Source organism: Mesorhizobium sp. P2_E10 (genome assembly GCF_056404235.1).
On the sequence record NZ_JBFUEK010000001.1, the window covers coordinates 278,484 to 293,649 of the forward strand.

The following is a 15,166-nucleotide window of genomic DNA, read 5'->3' on the forward strand; positions in this document are numbered from 1 at the left end:
ACCTTCAGGGTCGATTTGCCATCGAAAACCCTTCAAAGCTTCGTCAATCCGTCATGGAAATCGCCTATGGCAGCGGAGCTGACGAGGACTTCTTATGCGCTATGCCATCTATTTCACCCCCCGGCAGGACGAACCGCTGGCGCGGATCGCCGCCAACTGGCTCGGCCGCGATCCGTTTGGTGCGGCGACAAGGCCTGTCGAGGCCGTTGCCGAGCTGTCGGCGGCGGAAGTCGCCTTCCACACGGCGTCGGCCCGCCGCTACGGTTTTCATGCGACGCTGAAGGCGCCCTTCCGGCTGGCTCCCAACGAAACGGAAGCTTCGCTACGCGCCGGGTTGGATGCCTTTGCCGAAGCGACGCCTGTGGTGACCATCCCGCGCCTGGTCGTCAGCCAGATCGACAGCTTCTTTGCACTGGTGCCGGAAGGACCGCTGCCGGCGCTCAACCGCTTCGCCGATGACGTCGTGCTCGGCTTCGACCGTTTTCGCGCGCCGCTGACCGAAGCGGAAATCGAACGCCGCAGCCCCGATTCGCTGAAACCGGCCGAGTTCCGCAATCTCTGCCAGTGGGGCTACCCCTATGTCTTCGAGACCTTTCGGTTCCACATGACCCTGTCCGGCCGCGCCGGGTCACAGGAAAGCCCCCGTTTGCGCGCAGCAATCGACAGCCTGTTCGCGCAGGTGCTGCAACAGCCGGTGCCGGTCGACGCGCTGACGCTGTTTGTCGAAACCGAACCCGGCGCCCCGTTCATGGTGCTTTCCCATCACGCACTCGGGCGCCGCGCCGCCAGAAAAACTGCCTGACGCTGAACCAGCAAGGACTGCCTGCAATGACCGCCGAGACCGTACTGAACAATGCCCGCATCGTCCTTGCCGACGAGATCGTCGAAGGCTCGATCGTGCTGCGCGACGGTTTCATCGCCGGCATCGAGGCCGGCACCGGCAGAACCGGCGAGGACATGGGCGGCGACTACATCATCCCGGGTCTGGTCGAGCTGCACACCGATCACCTCGAAGGCCACTACGCGCCACGGCCCAAGGTGCGCTGGAATCCGATCGCCGCAGTGCTCGCTCATGACGCGCAGGTTGCGACGGCCGGCATCACCACGGTGCTCGATGCCTTGCGCGTCGGCATGGACGAGGATGCCGACCTGACATCCCTAGACATCCGCAAGCTGGCCGACGCCATCGAGGACAGCGTGCAGCAGGACCGGCTGCGGGCCGACCATTTCATCCATTTGCGCTGCGAGGTTTCGGCACCCGATTGCCTTGCCGCCTTCGCCAATTTCGACGGCGACGAACGGGTCAAACTGGCGTCGCTGATGGACCATGCGCCCGGCCAGCGCCAGTTCGTCAATCTGGAAACCTACGCCTATTACTACCAGCGCAAGCTGAAGCTGACCGACCGTGACTTCAAGCTGTTCTGCGACAAGCGAATGGCCGAATCGGCGCGGAATTCGGCCCCCAACCGCGCGGTGATCGCCGCTGCCTGCCATCAGCGCGGCATCGTGCTCGCCAGCCATGACGACGCCACGGCAGGCCATGTCGACGAGGCGATCGAGCAAGGTGTGCGCGTCGCCGAATTTCCGACCACGGAAGAAGCCGCAAGGGCCTCGAAGGACGCCGGCCTCGGTGTGCTGATGGGCGCGCCAAACGTCATGCGCGGCTCCTCGCATTCGGGCAATGTCTCGGCCCGCACGCTGGCCGGTGAGGGCCTGCTCGACATCCTGTCGTCCGACTACATTCCGTTCAGCCTGATCCAGTCCGCCTTCTTCCTCGGCGACGTGGTCGAAGGCATTTCCTTGCCGCAGGCGGTGGCCATGGTCTCCAAGAATCCGGCGGATGCGGTCGGTCTTACCGACCGCGGCGTCATCGAACAGGGCCGGCGCGCCGATCTGGTGCGCGTGCGTGTCGACGACCACGTACCGGTCGTGCGCACCGTCTGGCGGCAGGGACGCCGGGTCGCATGATGGTGTCGGCGTTGATCCAGCCTGAATTGTCCGCCGAGACCTTTCCGATCCGCGATGGCGTCTTCGTCGCTGTCGTCGGCCCAAGCGGCGCCGGCAAGGACACGGTGATCGGCTACGCCCGTGCGTGCTTCACCGAGGAGACGCGGCTGGAGTTCGTGCGCCGGGTCATCACCAGGCCTTGCGACATCACCAGCGAAGACCACGACACGCTGGCCGACGCTGCTTTTGTCGAAGCCGAAGCCGACGGTGCCTTCGCCGTCGCCTGGGAGGCGCATGGTCTGCGCTACGGCATCCCTGTCGATGTCGACTGGTCGGTCGCCAATGGGCGTGTTGCTATCGCCAATGTTTCGCGCGCCATCATCCCGGTGCTGCGCGAACGCTATGCCAATCTGGCCATCGTCGAGATCACCGCCACGCCGGAGGTGCTGGCCGAGCGGCTTGCCATGCGCGGCCGCGAATCGCGCGGCGAGGTGCTGGCGCGGCTGGCGCGCAGCGCCAATGTGACCTTGTCGGGACCTGGCGTCACCACGATCGACAACAGCGGTCCGCGCGAAGCGGCCGGCGAACGTTTCACTGAGGTGCTGCGCAAGGCGATGGCGTTTTCCGATATGTCGGGGATGATCTAGTCAGATCACTATTCCGCCGCCGCACCGGCCAAGCTTTTGCGTGTCGCGTCCATCATCAGCCGCCGCGCCCGGAACACGCCCCATTGCTGGTCGACCAGCACGCCGATCAGGATCACCCCGCCCATCACCGCGAAGTTGAGCGAGGAGGGGATGCCGAGCAGATTGACGAGGTTCTGCAGCTCCTGCAGCAGCACCGTGCCGAGGATCACGCCGATCAGCGAGCCTTCGCCGCCGCGCAGCGAGAAGCCGCCGAGCACGGCCGCCGCAATGGCGTAGAGCTCGTAGAACTGGCCGTGGCTGGCCGGCGAGATCGAGCGCGTGTACATGGCGAAATAGACCGCCGACAGCGCCGTCAGAACGCCGCAGATCACATAGGCGGCCATGACGACGCGCCCCGTCCTAATGCCGGAATATTTTGCCGCCTCCTCGTTCTTGCCGATGGCGTAGAGGTAGCGGCCGAACACCGAGCGGTGCAGCACCACCCACATGACGATGGCGATGACGATCAGCGCGATGAAGCTGTTCGGCACGCCCCAACTGCGCCCCGCCGTCAGGAATTCGAGCTCCGGGAAATTCTGCCCGAAGCCGAAGCCCGCGGTGCCGTCGGCGGTGTAGAAGCGCGCCACGCCGCGATAGATCAGCAAACCGCACAGCGTCACCACGAAGGGCTGCAATTTCAGCCGCGTGATCAGCCAGCCATGCACCAGGCCGATGATGGCGCCGAGCACCAGGATCAGCGGCAGCGCGATCGGCCATCCCAAACCGCGCACGGCGATGAAGTCGATAAACAGCGTACCGAGCAGCGCCACCACCGATCCCACGGACAATTCGATGCCGCCGGTGATGATGACGAAGGCCTGGCCGATCGACAGGATGCCGAACAGGCCGATGAGGTTCGAGGTGTTGGCAAGGTTGATTGGCAACAGGAAGCGCGGATTGATGATCGCCACCACCGCTCCGACCACCAGGATCAAGATCAGCAGGCCGAGATCTTTCTTGCTCATCGTCTTCTCCCCAATGCCCGCTTGAGCAGGTTCTGCAAAACCGTTCCGCCGTTTTGCGACGGCGGCAAAAACAAGACCTAGTTCGGCTTCTTGCCGACAGCCAGCAACAGCACGTTTTCCTGGCTGAAGTGTTCCTTGTCGAGAATGCCGGAGATCTGGCCCTCATGCATGACGGCGATGCGGTCCGAAACGCCGATCACCTCTTCCATGTCGCTGGAGATCATCAGCACCGCGACGCCGGCATCGGCCAGCGCCCGCATCAGCCCGTAAATCTCCGCCTTGGCGCCAATGTCGATGCCGCGCGTCGGCTCGTCCAGGATCATTACCTTGGGGTCCATCGCCAGCCATTTGCCCAGCACCACCTTTTGCTGGTTGCCGCCCGAGAGCGTGCCGGTGCGCGTCTGCACCGACGGCGCCTTGATGCCGAGATTGGTCTTCTGCTTCTCGGCCGTGGCGGCCTCGGTGCTGGCGGAAACCAGGGAACGCCTGGCATGCGCCGGCAAATTCGGCAGCGAAATATTCTGAGCGATCGAGAGATCAAGCAGGATGCCGGTCAGTTTGCGGTCTTCCGGCACCAGGAAGATGCCGCTGGCCACCGCGTCGGCGGCCGAACCCAGGACCAGGCTTTTGCCGTCGAGCTGCAAGGTGCCGCCAAAGCTCTTGTCGATGCCGAACAGCACGCGCGCCAGTTCGGTGCGGCCGGAGCCGACCAGTCCGGCCAGGCCGAGGATCTCGCCGTGCCTGACGTCGAGGTCGACCGGACGGTCGGGATAGGCGCCGGTGCGGATGGCCTTGGCCGACAGCGCGACGCTGCCTGGCGCACGCGCCGCTTCGGCGGCCTTCTCGCGCTCCTTCAGCATGCGGCCGATCATCAGCTTGACCATCTGGTCGTGATTGATCGAGCTTTTCGGCAAGGTGCCGGCAAGCAGGCCGTCCCTGAGCACGACGACGCGGTCGGCGACCCGCTCGACCTCGTGCAGGCGGTGCGAGATGAAGATGACGCTGATGCCGTCGGCCTTCAGCGCGGCGATGACATCGAGCAATTTGTCGGTCTCGGCGAGCGGCAGGCTCGACGTCGGTTCGTCCAGGATCACCAGCCGCGCCTTGATCGACAGCGCCTTGGCGATTTCGACCATCTGCTGCTGCGCCAGCGACAGCGACGAAACCGGTGTGTCGGCCGAGAAGTTGGCACCCACCCGCTTCAACAACGGCGCCACCATGGAGCGCAGTTTTCCCCGGTCGACCAGCCTGAGCGGGCCGCCGTGCAACGGCTCGCGGCCGAAAAAGATATTGGCGGCGACGTCGAGGTTTTCGAACAGGTTGAGTTCCTGGTGGACGAAGGCGATGCCCGAACCGAGGCTGCCTTCGACGGTCAGCCCGTGATGCGCGACGCCGTCGACGGTGATCGTGCCGGTGTCCGGGGTCGTCACGCCGCCGAGGATTTTCATCAGGGTCGATTTGCCGGCGCCGTTTTCACCGACCAGGCCGATCACTTCGCCCGGCCTGACCTCCATCGAAAACCCGTCCAGCGCGACAACGCCGGGATAGGTCTTGCGCACGCCCTCGAGGCTGAGGAACGGAGCGGTGGTGGATGCAACGATGGATGTGTCGGAGTAATTCATCATGCCTGACAGCAGCCGGTGGAACAAAATAGTCCCATCTGCAGACTGACGACCCTTGCCGGGTTCGTCAATGCGAACCGCCGGCCCGGGATAAACCCCGAGCCGGCGCAATTCATCCGCTTAGTTCCCGGACATCGCCTTCAGATTGGCGGCATAGGCGTCGACGTCATCCTTGCCGATGATCTTGGTCGGGACGATGATCAGGCCCCCTTCCGGAATGCCGGACTTGTCGCCCTTGAGATAGGCCGCCATCAGCTTCATGCCTTGATAGGCCCATTCGAAGGGCTGCTGCACGACAGTCGCCGCCACGGTGCCTTCCTTGACGCCGCCCAGCGTGATCGGATCGTCATCGAAGCCGACGACGGTGATCGAGCCGAGCTTGCCCGCGTCGCGCAGCGCTTCATAGATGCGCGGCGTGTTGTAGGAGTAGAAGCCGACCATGCAGGTGATGTCGGGGCTGGCGACCAGCGCGTCCTCGACATTCTTCTTGGCGCGCGCCTGGTCGATATCGTCGCCGCGCACGTCGACCAGTTCGATCTTGCTGCCGGCGAGCCCGTCCTTCATGCCCTGGATGCGTTCCTTGGCATTGTCGGCGCCGAGCAGTCCGACGAAGCCCAGGCACTTGCCGCCATCGGGCATCGCCTTCTTGGCAATCTCGGCCGCCTGCTTGCCGGCATCGACGTTGGACGAGCCGATATAGGCGACGCGCTTGGTCTGCGGTGCGTCGCTGTCGGTGGTGAACAGCGCCGTTTCCGAAGCGATCTTGTTCAGGCCGTCGGTCGAGGTCTTGGGGTCGACGGCGGACACCATGATGCCCTTGACGCCGGCGGTCACCAGATCGTCCATCAGCCGCTGCTGGATGGCGACCGAGGACTGCTCCGGATATTTGAGTTCGAGATTGTAGTCGGGCAGTTCGCCCTGCGCCTTCTTGACGCCGGCTTCGGCCGCCTTCCAGAAATCGGAAGCGCCGTTGACGACGAAGGCCAGTGTCGGCTTGTCGTCGGCACGCGCGATCGCCGTCGCCGACAATCCCAGCAGCAGGGCAGCCGCGGCTACGGATGCGTTTCGTATTGCAGATTTCATGTTCAACCTCCCATTTGGCTTAGACATTTTCGCTGATCAGAAAATTGTCGTTTGTGGCTTGGACGCCCTCTCCTCAAGGCGCTTCTAGGGCAGCGAAAGAACGGCGCCGTTCCAGCCACGACGTGGACTTTAGAGACTCATTTGCGGTTCGTAAATAGTCCGATTTGTCTGACATTTCCGTGAACGTATGGCATTGTCCTGCCGGCCGCAGCCTGCCCGATATCGTGCCATGCGCCTCTTCCAGTCATCGCTGCTCGATCCCGAGCTTTGCATGACCATTTGACGTTAGAACGCTTACGGGTATTAGTAAATAGTATTAGTTTCCGGTTGGAGATCGCGAGGCCGGTTGTGGAGATGGCGGCGAAGACGGGAGGTTTGCGGTCGATGCGAGCCGTGGCGGAGCAAAAAAGATGAGCCACCGCAAGGTCTTGCTCTATCAGACGTTGCCTGATGCCTCGCCTGCTCACGCGTCGCGGACGGCTGTGGGGTAGCCGAGATGCTAATAATCATTGGCGCGCGGTCAGATTATAAACGCACGCCGCCGGACCATCTTGCTGTTGTGCCGGCCTGTGGTTAGACAGGCTGGGATGGGGGACGAGACTGCAATGAGCGAACCGACGGAACTGCGCGATCCCTCTCCCGAGGTTTCCCGGCGCCGCAGGCCAGCGGGCAAAAACCCCAAGGGCCGTGTCACCATGACCGACGTCGCCAGGGCCGCGGGCTGCTCGCAGGCGACGGTTTCGTTCGTGCTCAACAACACGCCGGGCATCAGGCTGTCACAGCAGACCCGCGAGCGGGTGATCGAGGCGGCGCGCACGCTTGGCTATTCACCGCCCGCCTTTTCCGCCTTGCAACGCCCGGTGCCCGCCTTCGACGGGCTGGACGGGGTGATCGGCTTTGCCGTTGACCAGCTGGCGACCAGCCCGGAAGCGGTCGTTGCTATCGAAGGCGCGCGGCAAGCCTCGTGGAATGCCGGCAATGTGCTTTTGGTGGCGCAGACGCTGGGCGATTCCGTCATGGAGCCGCGCGCCATTGCAGCACTGACCAAGCGGGGCATTTCGGCGCTGATCTACATGACCATCTTCACCCGCGAGATCGTTGCCCCTGACTATCTCTACGGTCTCGACATCCCGGTCATCCTGCTCAATTGCTACACCGCCGACTATGCCTTCCCCGCCGTGGTGCCGAGCGAGATCGCCGGCGGCCAGAGTTCCACCCGCCATCTGATCAGCCATGGCCACCGCCGCATCGCCACCATCACCGGTGAACCCTGGATGCAGGCGGCGCAGGATAGGCTCAAGGGTTACCGCCGGGCGCTGGCCACGGCCGACATCCCGTTCGATCCGGAACTGGTGGTCGAGGGCGACTGGTCGGCCAGCGCCGGCTATGCCGCCACCGTCAAGCTATTGGCGCTGAAGGATCGCCCGACCGCCATCTTCTGCCAGAACGACCGCACCGCCATCGGCTGCTACGAAGCGCTGAAGGAAGCCGGCCTGCACATTCCCCAGGACATCTCAGTCGTCGGCTATGACGACGAGGAAATCGCCCGCCATCTGTTCCCGCCGCTGACGACCTCGATCCTGCCGCACATGGCAATGGGCCAATGGGCGATCGAGCAGCTGGAAGTGCCGGCCCCGCCTGGCCGTGGGCGGTATCCCATCACCAAGCTGGAGTGTCCGCTGGTGGAAAGGGAGTCGGTAAGCGCTGTCGCCGGGCCGTCCACGAGTTCGCGCGAAACATCGGTGGGCTAAAGCGTCGGCTCGCCGTCCGGCGCTCTATCCGCCAACCATCAGCTTGACGACTTCATCGTGGTTGGTTTCCGAGATCTTGCGCTCGCCGGCCTGGACGCCGCGCCGCAGCACGACGATGCGGTCGGACACGGCAAAAATGTCCTGCAGATTGTGCGAGATGAAGATCACGCCGCGGCCTTGTGCCTTGAGCTGGTGGATGAGCGAAATGACCTTGCGCTGCTCGGGCACGCCAAGCGCTGCCGTCGGTTCGTCCATGATCAGGATCTGCGCGTCCCAATAGACGGCCCGGCCGATGGCGACAGCCTGGCGTTGACCGCCGGAGAAATTGCTGACCGGGGCCTCCAGCCGGCTGACATGGAAATCCAGCCGGCTCATGGTCTGCTTGGCGGCGACGGCCATCGCCTTGCGGTCGAGCACCGGCAGGAAGCCGAAGGCCTTGCGCATGGGTTCACGGCCGAGGAAGATGTTGGCGCCGATCGACAGATTGTCGGCCAGTGCCAGGTCCTGGTAGATGGTCTCGATGCCCTTTTCGCGCGCCTCCTGCGGCGTCGCAAAGGTGACTGGCTGGCCCCTGAGCAGGATCTCGCCGCCGGTCGGCTGAAACACCCCCGATATCGCCTTGATCAGCGTCGTCTTGCCGGCGCCGTTGTCGCCGGCCAGCGCCACCACTTCGCCCGGCCGCACGGCCATGGAGAAATCGTTGAGCGCCTGCACCGCGCCAAAATGCTTGGAAAGGTGGCGAACTTCGAGAAGCGGTGTGGTCTGATCGGAACTATTCATCCTGGCGAGCTCCACTGAACCGGCGCTGCGCCTGGTCGATAAGGACGGAGATGATGATGACGACGCCGACGGCGATGAACTGCCAGAACGGCTCGACATTGACGAAAACCAGCCCGTATTGGATGACCGCGATCACCAGCGCGCCGGCGACCGTGCCGAAGATGGTGCCGGAGCCGCCGAACAGGCTGGCGCCGCCGATGACCACGGCCGCGACGCTGTCGAGCAGCAGGGGCTCGCCGGCCTGCGCGGCGCCGGCGGTGAAGCGCGCCGCATAGAGCGCGCCACCGAGGCCGGCGCACATCGCCGACAGCACGTAGAGGCGCAATATGTGGCCCCTGATGTCGATGCCGGCGCGCCGCGCCGCCTGCACGTTGGCGCCGATGGCGTAATTGTGCTGGCCGAACCGGGTCTGGCTGAGCAAATAGTGCATCACGATGACGAAGATGGCGGTGATCATCACGAGATAGGGCACGCCATAGAATTTGCCGTTGCCGAGCAGCGCGAACCAGGAATTCTGCACCGGCACCGTGGTGCCGCCGGCGAGCAGGTAGGCAGCGCCGCGCGCCACGCCGAACATACCGAGCGTGCCGATGAAGGGCGGGATTCTGAGCCGTGAGATCAACAGGCCGTTGATGACGCCCGGCACGCCGGCGACAAGCACGGCGGCGAGGATGCCCGCCAGCATGGCCAGCGGCAGCGGGATGGCGGCGCCCGCCATGTTGGTGGCGTGCGCGGCGATGACGGCCGCCAGGCCCATGATGAAGCCGAGCGAAAGGTCGATGCCGCCCGAAATGATGACGAATGTCTGTCCGGTCGCCAGCAGCAGCGGCGCAACGGCAAAGATCGCGATCGACTGCACGTTGAACGGGTTGAGCACGAAGGTGGCGCCGAAGGAGAGCCGCGACCAGACCTCGAAACAGATGATCAGGCCGGCGAGGAACAGCCAGGCCCGGCCTTCGGCGATCCGGCCGAGCAAGGTCCTGGTGGGATCACCATGGTCCGCCTGGGGGGCGACATGCTTTTCGACCTGTTGGGTTGGTGATGTTGACGTCATCAATGCATCCGATCCGCGGCTTGGCTGTCCTGGCCAGGCCTGTGTCAAACAGGGTACCGGCGCGATACCGGGCGTCAGTCTCCTCCCGGCTCGCCGGGAGGAGACCAGAGTGAGGACTTATTCGGAGTAAAGATACTTCGAGATGTTCGGATCCGCGATGTTGGACTTGTCCATGATCGTGAAGCCGGTGCCGATTGCAACCGGGATCGAATGGCCGGTCAGATGGGCATAGGCCGAAACGACGCCGAAATAGCCGATCTCGGCCGGATGCTGGGCAATCGCAACGTCGACCAGGCCAGTGTTGATGTTGTCGACGATGCTGGTCGGCGCGTCGAACGCCACGACCTTGACGACACCGCTCTGCCCGGCCTGCTTGACGCCATTGGCAGCACCCAGCGCGGAGAACAAATTGGCGCCAAACACGCCGACCAGGTCGGGGTTGCGGGCGAACACCGCCTGCAGCTGCGAGGCCGCCTTGTTGGCGTCGTCTTCGTTGAACTGGGTCTCGAGCACGGTGATGCCGGTATGCTTGGCCATCTCCTTCTTGAAGCCTTCTTCACGCTGGTCGGTGGTCGAGATGCCCGGCTTGACGTTGGAAACGTAGACCTTGCCCTTGTCGCCAATGGCGGTGGCGAGCGCCCGCGCGGCAATCTCGCCGCCCAGCACGTTGTCCGAAGCAATGTAGGCCAGCGGGAAATCCGCATCGCCGGCGCCGGTCTGGTAGACGCCGCTGCCGATGAAGGTGTCGACGGTGATCACCGGAATGCCGGCATCATTGGCCTTGCGCAGCGGCTCGACCAGCTGAACCTTGTCGGTCGGCGCGATCAGGATGGCGTCCGGTTTCTTGGCGATGACCGCGTCAAGCACGGGGACCTGGGTGACCGGATTGAAATCCGGGGCGCCCTGGAAAACCAGGTTGACGCCAAGCGCATCGGCTGCCGCCTGGGCGCCCTTGCGCATGGTGATGTAGAAACCGTCAGTGGTCAGGCCCGGAACGAGCGCAATGGTGAACTTCTTGTCCTCGGCCTGCGCCGATCCGATCAGCGCCGTTGCGCTGATGGCGAGAGCCGCGAGAGCGGCAACAATCTTCTTCATGACATCCTCCTCATGGTGTTGGCAGATTTGCCGTTGCGATTGAAATCGGAATGGCCGTCGAACTGTTCAGGCTGTGGTGGGCTGACGGCCGGAAACGCCTGCTTGCTGTTACGGGCAGCTCCTCCCAGGCGCCTCCCAAGTCGTTATGTCAGCCGGTCGAAATCGACGGTTCCGTTTCCTTGCCTCCGCAAGGTCCAGAGAACCGCGCTGCCCGGCACGCATAAGTGCCTGGCTGAAAAGTTGTAACACTTTGCTGAAAGAAATTGCAACCGGGTATTTCCCGTGCCGAAACGCTTTTCAAAACGGACGGCATCTGTCTGCTCCACGGAGCCCCCACGCGAGACTAGAGCATGATCCCGAAAAGGGGAAACCGGTTTTCGGACGAGATCATGGTCCAGCAAAAGGGTGATTTTGCAGTCGGGCGGACGACTCTATCGCGGCAAAGCGTCGAGGATGGCCTGCGCCGTCTTGGTGTCGGTTATCAGCGCGTTGATGAGCTTGGCGCGCACCGCACCGATAATGGCGCTCGCTTTCTCCGGCGAAGCGGCGACGCCGATGACCAGCGGCACGGCCCGAAGCTGCGCCGGCGACATGGCGATCATCCGGCTCTCGCCTTCCCATGGGATAAGGACACCGTCGGCGTCGAAATAGTGGCGGATGACGTCGCCGGCGGCATGAAACAGCGCCTGCTCGCTCAGCGTCGCCGCACTTGCCTCCGGCGGATTGATGGCATGCGGCAGGCCGATGCCGACGATCGCGACATCTGTGCGGTCCCACAGCGCGACACTGTCGGCAATGGCCGCATCGCCAAGAAAAACCTCGCGCAGTTCGGTCGACGGCAGATAGGGCGCATGGATGAAGTGCGGCGTGCCGCCGAACTCCTCCGCCGCCAGCCGCACGAACTCGTTGATCTGGAAATGCGCCGCCTGCTGCTGCATGCCGCCGGTGGCAGCCACGGTCAGGACACCGGGAATGCGCGGCAGGCCGGCGCGGATCACCTCGCGGATGGCGCGCCCCCAGCCGATGGCGACCACCGAGCCGGCCGCCAACTCGGCTTGTCTGAGCAAGGCGCCGAGCGGTGCGGCGAGCGCCGCCAGCGCACCGGCCGCCGGTGTCTCGACGACCGCGGCATTGCGCAGCCCGAGCCCGTCGATCAGCTGCGTGGTGATGATTTCGGGCGTTGCCAGATCGAGAACCTCGATGCGCACGATGCCTTCTGCCCTGGCCCGCTGCAGCAGCCGCGATATGGTCGCGGTGGAGACGCCGAGCCGGCGCGCGATATCGACCTGCGACATCTCCGCCTCGTAATGCATCTTGGCGACCGTGTGCAGCATCGTCCGCGATGCGGCCGCATCGTTTGCTGAGGGGACAGACAGCTTGCAATTCCTTTCAGCAATGTGTTACAGGTCTGGCGACTGATCGAGTTATCGCGCAAATCGGGCAGACCTGCAACGTGAGTTCGTTCCCACGGCACCTTGTGGGGTCCGGCCGGATTTTCAGGGTTCGATAGCAGATCGATGCGGCATGCCTGCCGCGAGGTAAGCAACCTTCTTGTTCCACAAAATTGCGCCCCGGGCGCCAACATCGGACAAAACACCATGACCAAGATGACGACTGCGGAGTTGCGCGGCTACCAGCAGATCTGCGGCAAGGACGGCGCGATGATGGCCATCGCCTGTGACCAGCGCGGCGGCATGCGCACGCTTCTGGCGTCGGACCCGGAGGAACAGGCCAAGATCACTAACGACATGCTGGGCGACACCAAGGCCGACATCACCCGCTACCTCGCCAGCCAGGCCTCCTGCGTGCTGCTCGACCCGCTCTGCGCCGTGCCGCGCGTTGTCGACGAAGGCGTGCTCAACCGTGATACCGCGCTGCTCATCGGCCTCGACGCCTCCGGCTTCGATGTGACGCCGCAGGGTTACCGCCTGTCGCGCCTCGTTCCCGGCATCGATGCGCGCCGCGTGCGCGAACTCGGCGGCACGGGCGGCAAGATCATGGTCTATCTCAGGGCCGACAAACCGGAGGCGAACGCGCACAACATCGCCATTCTGCGCCAGTGCATCGCCGATTTCGGTAGGGAAGACCTGCTGCTCGTCGTCGAGTTCCTGACCTATCAGCTCGAAGGCGAAAGCCTTGAGGACTATACGGCCAAGATCCCGTCGCTGGTCGAGCAAGGCACCCGCATTTCGCTGGACTGCGGCGCCAAGGTGCTCAAGCTTCCCTATCCCGGCACGGCGGAATCCTGTGCCCGCATCACCAGCATGGCCGGCGACGTCCCGTGGGCGGTGCTGTCGGCCGGCGTCAACCACGCGACCTTCCTCGGCCAGGTCGAGATCGCCATGCAGAACGGCGCCTCGGGCGTCATCGCCGGCCGCTCGCTGTGGAAGGACTGCATCTCGCTCGACCGTGACATTCAGCGTGAAAAGCTCAAGACCATCGCCGTGTCGAGATTGCGCGAGCTTCAAGCAGTGATTGGCAACTACCGCCAGAAAGCCGCATGATTCAGGCGAGGCCGGCCTGCAAACGCCTGATACCTGCGCTTCCGGTGCTCACGTACTTTGAGTACGCTCCGCTCCGGTTCTCGGTATCAGCCATTCTCGACTCGGCCTGACCTGAATCTCAACACACCTTGGAGCAGGGTTCAGACAGGTACGGAACGTCATGCCTCAAAGATCGATGGCCATCGGAATCGATATCGGCGGCACCAATCTGCGGGCCGCCCGCATTTCCGCCACCGGCGAAATCCTCAAACGCCTGTCCGAGAAAAGCGCGCCCGACCCGGAGCTCGTTCTCGGCCGCATCGCCGACATGGTGCGCCAGCTCGACGCGCCTGACGTCGCGGCGATCGGCGTCGGCGTGCCCGGTCGCGTCGATGCGCGGCGCGGCGCGGTGCTGTCCGGCGGCTATGTCGACCTCGCTTCGGTTGCGCTCGCGCAGCGGCTGGAAAGCATGGCCGGCAAGCCCGTCATCGTCGACAATGATTGCAACATGGCGCTGACAGCCGAAATGGCGCGCGGCGCCGGCAGGGGCCACAACAACATCGTCATGTTCACCATCGGCACCGGCATTGGCGGCGCGGTGGCTGAAAACAGGCAGATCGTGCGCGGCAAGGCGACGGCGGGGCAGCTCGGCCACATCACCGTCGACCTGAACGGCGAACTCTGCATCTGCGGCCGGCGCGGCTGCGTCGAAACCACCAGCTCCGGCACCGCACTTGGCCGCCACATCGCCCGCGCCGGCCTCGGTCCTGACGTTTCGGTCGATCAGCTTTTCGCCAGGGATGCCGAAGGCGACGCTGTCGCGCGCGGCATATTGGAAGCCTGGGCGAGGCCGCTCCGCGCGGCAATCGATACGGCGGTCGCCATGTTTGCCCCCGATCAGGTGCTGCTCGGCGGCGGCCTCGGCCACGCGGCGCACAGGGCGCTCGCCTGCGCCCCGGCCCTGGCGCCCTGGTACCAATGCCAGGTCGAACCGGCACAGCTCGGCGACGACGCCGGCGTCATCGGCGCCGGCCTGCAAGCGCTGGCAGCACAAGCGAAGGTCGCTGCTTCGCCGGCGTCCTTGCCCCGGCTCGGTCCGGGCCGGCCTGCCACAAGACGTGCCGTGCTCGTCAACGGCATCCCTGCCTCGGGCAAAAGCACGGTCTCGCGCGGCATTGCCGTGCGCATGGGCTGGCCCTTGCTGGCGCTGGATACGATCAAGAACCCGTTCCTCGAAGTCCTCGGCGGCGGCGACCGCGAATTCAACCGCACGCTCGGCCGCGCCAGCTACCAGGCCATCTGGTCGGTGGTCGGTGAAGCCCCTGCGGGCAGCATTTTTGTTGTCGATGCCTGGTTCGGCTTCCAGCCGCGCCAGCTGCTCGAGGATCATTTGCAAAAGGCCGGAATCGTCGAGACTGCCGAGATCTGGTGCCACGCCCCCGGCGAGGTCCTGGCCGAGCGCTATCGCGCCCGGCTCGACCAGCGCCTTCCCGGTCATCCCGGTGCTGCCTACATCCCCGAGCTGATAGAGCTGGCCAAACGCGCCGAGCCGCTGCGGCGCGGCCCGCTGTTCGACGTCGACACGACGAAGGCGATCGATTTCGATGCCATCATAGCGTGGCTGCAGGCGATGGTTCACGCGTAGTCAGCCTGCGTTCGCGGTGGTGCGCGGGCCGGCTGCTCAAGGGAGAAAACAGAAC

13 protein-coding genes are annotated in these 15,166 nt (G+C 64.4%); 6 read left to right on the forward strand and 7 right to left on the reverse strand.

Annotated features, from left to right (window positions below; translation table 11 throughout):
* The first annotated feature begins 94 nt into the window (after window positions 1-94).
* Genes AC1D0N_RS01480 through phnN form a run of 3 tightly spaced genes read left to right on the forward strand, consistent with a single transcriptional unit; the run spans window position 95 to window position 2,594 of the window.
* On the forward strand, window positions 95-802 hold the full coding sequence (locus AC1D0N_RS01480; RefSeq protein ID WP_477240659.1) for a DUF1045 domain-containing protein: 708 nt from the start codon (window positions 95-97) through the stop codon (window positions 800-802).
* Window positions 803-828: 26 nt separating this feature from the next.
* Window positions 829-1,968 carry an alpha-D-ribose 1-methylphosphonate 5-triphosphate diphosphatase gene (locus AC1D0N_RS01485; protein ID WP_477240661.1) on the forward strand — a complete coding sequence of 380 codons (1,140 nt, stop codon included), beginning with the start codon at window positions 829-831 and terminating at the stop codon, window positions 1,966-1,968.
* Entirely contained in the window at window positions 1,965-2,594 is a 630-nt protein-coding gene (gene phnN / locus AC1D0N_RS01490) for a phosphonate metabolism protein/1,5-bisphosphokinase (PRPP-forming) PhnN (protein WP_477240663.1), read from the forward strand. Before AC1D0N_RS01485 ends, phnN begins: the two co-directional genes overlap by 4 nt.
* Before the next feature lie 8 nt (window positions 2,595-2,602).
* Here the strand turns inward: phnN and AC1D0N_RS01495 are convergent, their stop codons facing one another.
* From AC1D0N_RS01495 to AC1D0N_RS01505, 3 genes are all read right to left on the reverse strand, one after another.
* A complete protein-coding gene (locus AC1D0N_RS01495; protein ID WP_477240665.1) occupies window positions 2,603-3,598 on the reverse strand; it encodes an ABC transporter permease in 996 nt (331 codons plus the stop codon).
* Between the two features lie 77 nt (window positions 3,599-3,675).
* Window positions 3,676-5,220, reverse strand: a complete 1,545-nt coding sequence (locus AC1D0N_RS01500; protein WP_477241850.1) for a sugar ABC transporter ATP-binding protein — start codon at window positions 5,218-5,220, stop codon at window positions 3,676-3,678.
* A 120-nt stretch (window positions 5,221-5,340) separates the two neighbouring features.
* On the reverse strand, window positions 5,341-6,303 hold the full coding sequence (locus AC1D0N_RS01505; protein ID WP_477240667.1) for a sugar-binding protein: 963 nt from the start codon (window positions 6,301-6,303) through the stop codon (window positions 5,341-5,343).
* Window positions 6,304-6,908: 605 nt separating this feature from the next.
* Between AC1D0N_RS01505 and AC1D0N_RS01510 the strand changes: the two genes are divergently transcribed.
* Window positions 6,909-8,054 carry a LacI family DNA-binding transcriptional regulator gene (locus AC1D0N_RS01510; RefSeq protein WP_477240669.1) on the forward strand — a complete coding sequence of 382 codons (1,146 nt, stop codon included), beginning with the start codon at window positions 6,909-6,911 and terminating at the stop codon, window positions 8,052-8,054.
* 24 nt (window positions 8,055-8,078) lie between these two features.
* Here the strand turns inward: AC1D0N_RS01510 and AC1D0N_RS01515 are convergent, their stop codons facing one another.
* From AC1D0N_RS01515 to AC1D0N_RS01530, 4 genes are all read right to left on the reverse strand, one after another.
* Entirely contained in the window at window positions 8,079-8,834 is a 756-nt protein-coding gene (locus tag AC1D0N_RS01515) for an ATP-binding cassette domain-containing protein (protein WP_477240671.1), read from the reverse strand.
* Window positions 8,827-9,888 (reverse strand): ABC transporter permease subunit, encoded by a 1,062-nt coding sequence (locus tag AC1D0N_RS01520; RefSeq protein WP_477240673.1) that lies wholly within the window; start codon window positions 9,886-9,888, stop codon window positions 8,827-8,829. The genes AC1D0N_RS01515 and AC1D0N_RS01520 overlap by 8 nt, the downstream gene beginning before the upstream one ends.
* A gap of 117 nt (window positions 9,889-10,005) precedes the next feature.
* On the reverse strand, window positions 10,006-10,983 hold the full coding sequence (locus AC1D0N_RS01525; RefSeq protein WP_477240675.1) for an ABC transporter substrate-binding protein: 978 nt from the start codon (window positions 10,981-10,983) through the stop codon (window positions 10,006-10,008).
* Between the two features lie 431 nt (window positions 10,984-11,414).
* Window positions 11,415-12,317 carry a sugar-binding transcriptional regulator gene (locus AC1D0N_RS01530; RefSeq protein ID WP_477240677.1) on the reverse strand — a complete coding sequence of 301 codons (903 nt, stop codon included), beginning with the start codon at window positions 12,315-12,317 and terminating at the stop codon, window positions 11,415-11,417.
* Window positions 12,318-12,581: 264 nt separating this feature from the next.
* Between AC1D0N_RS01530 and AC1D0N_RS01535 the strand changes: the two genes are divergently transcribed.
* Together AC1D0N_RS01535 and AC1D0N_RS01540 are read left to right on the forward strand one after the other, a co-directional pair.
* Window positions 12,582-13,487 (forward strand): tagatose-bisphosphate aldolase, encoded by a 906-nt coding sequence (locus AC1D0N_RS01535; RefSeq protein ID WP_477240679.1) that lies wholly within the window; start codon window positions 12,582-12,584, stop codon window positions 13,485-13,487.
* Window positions 13,488-13,662: 175 nt separating this feature from the next.
* A complete protein-coding gene (locus tag AC1D0N_RS01540) occupies window positions 13,663-15,111 on the forward strand; it encodes an ROK family protein (protein ID WP_477240681.1) in 1,449 nt (482 codons plus the stop codon).
* Window positions 15,112-15,166 lie beyond the last annotated feature (55 nt).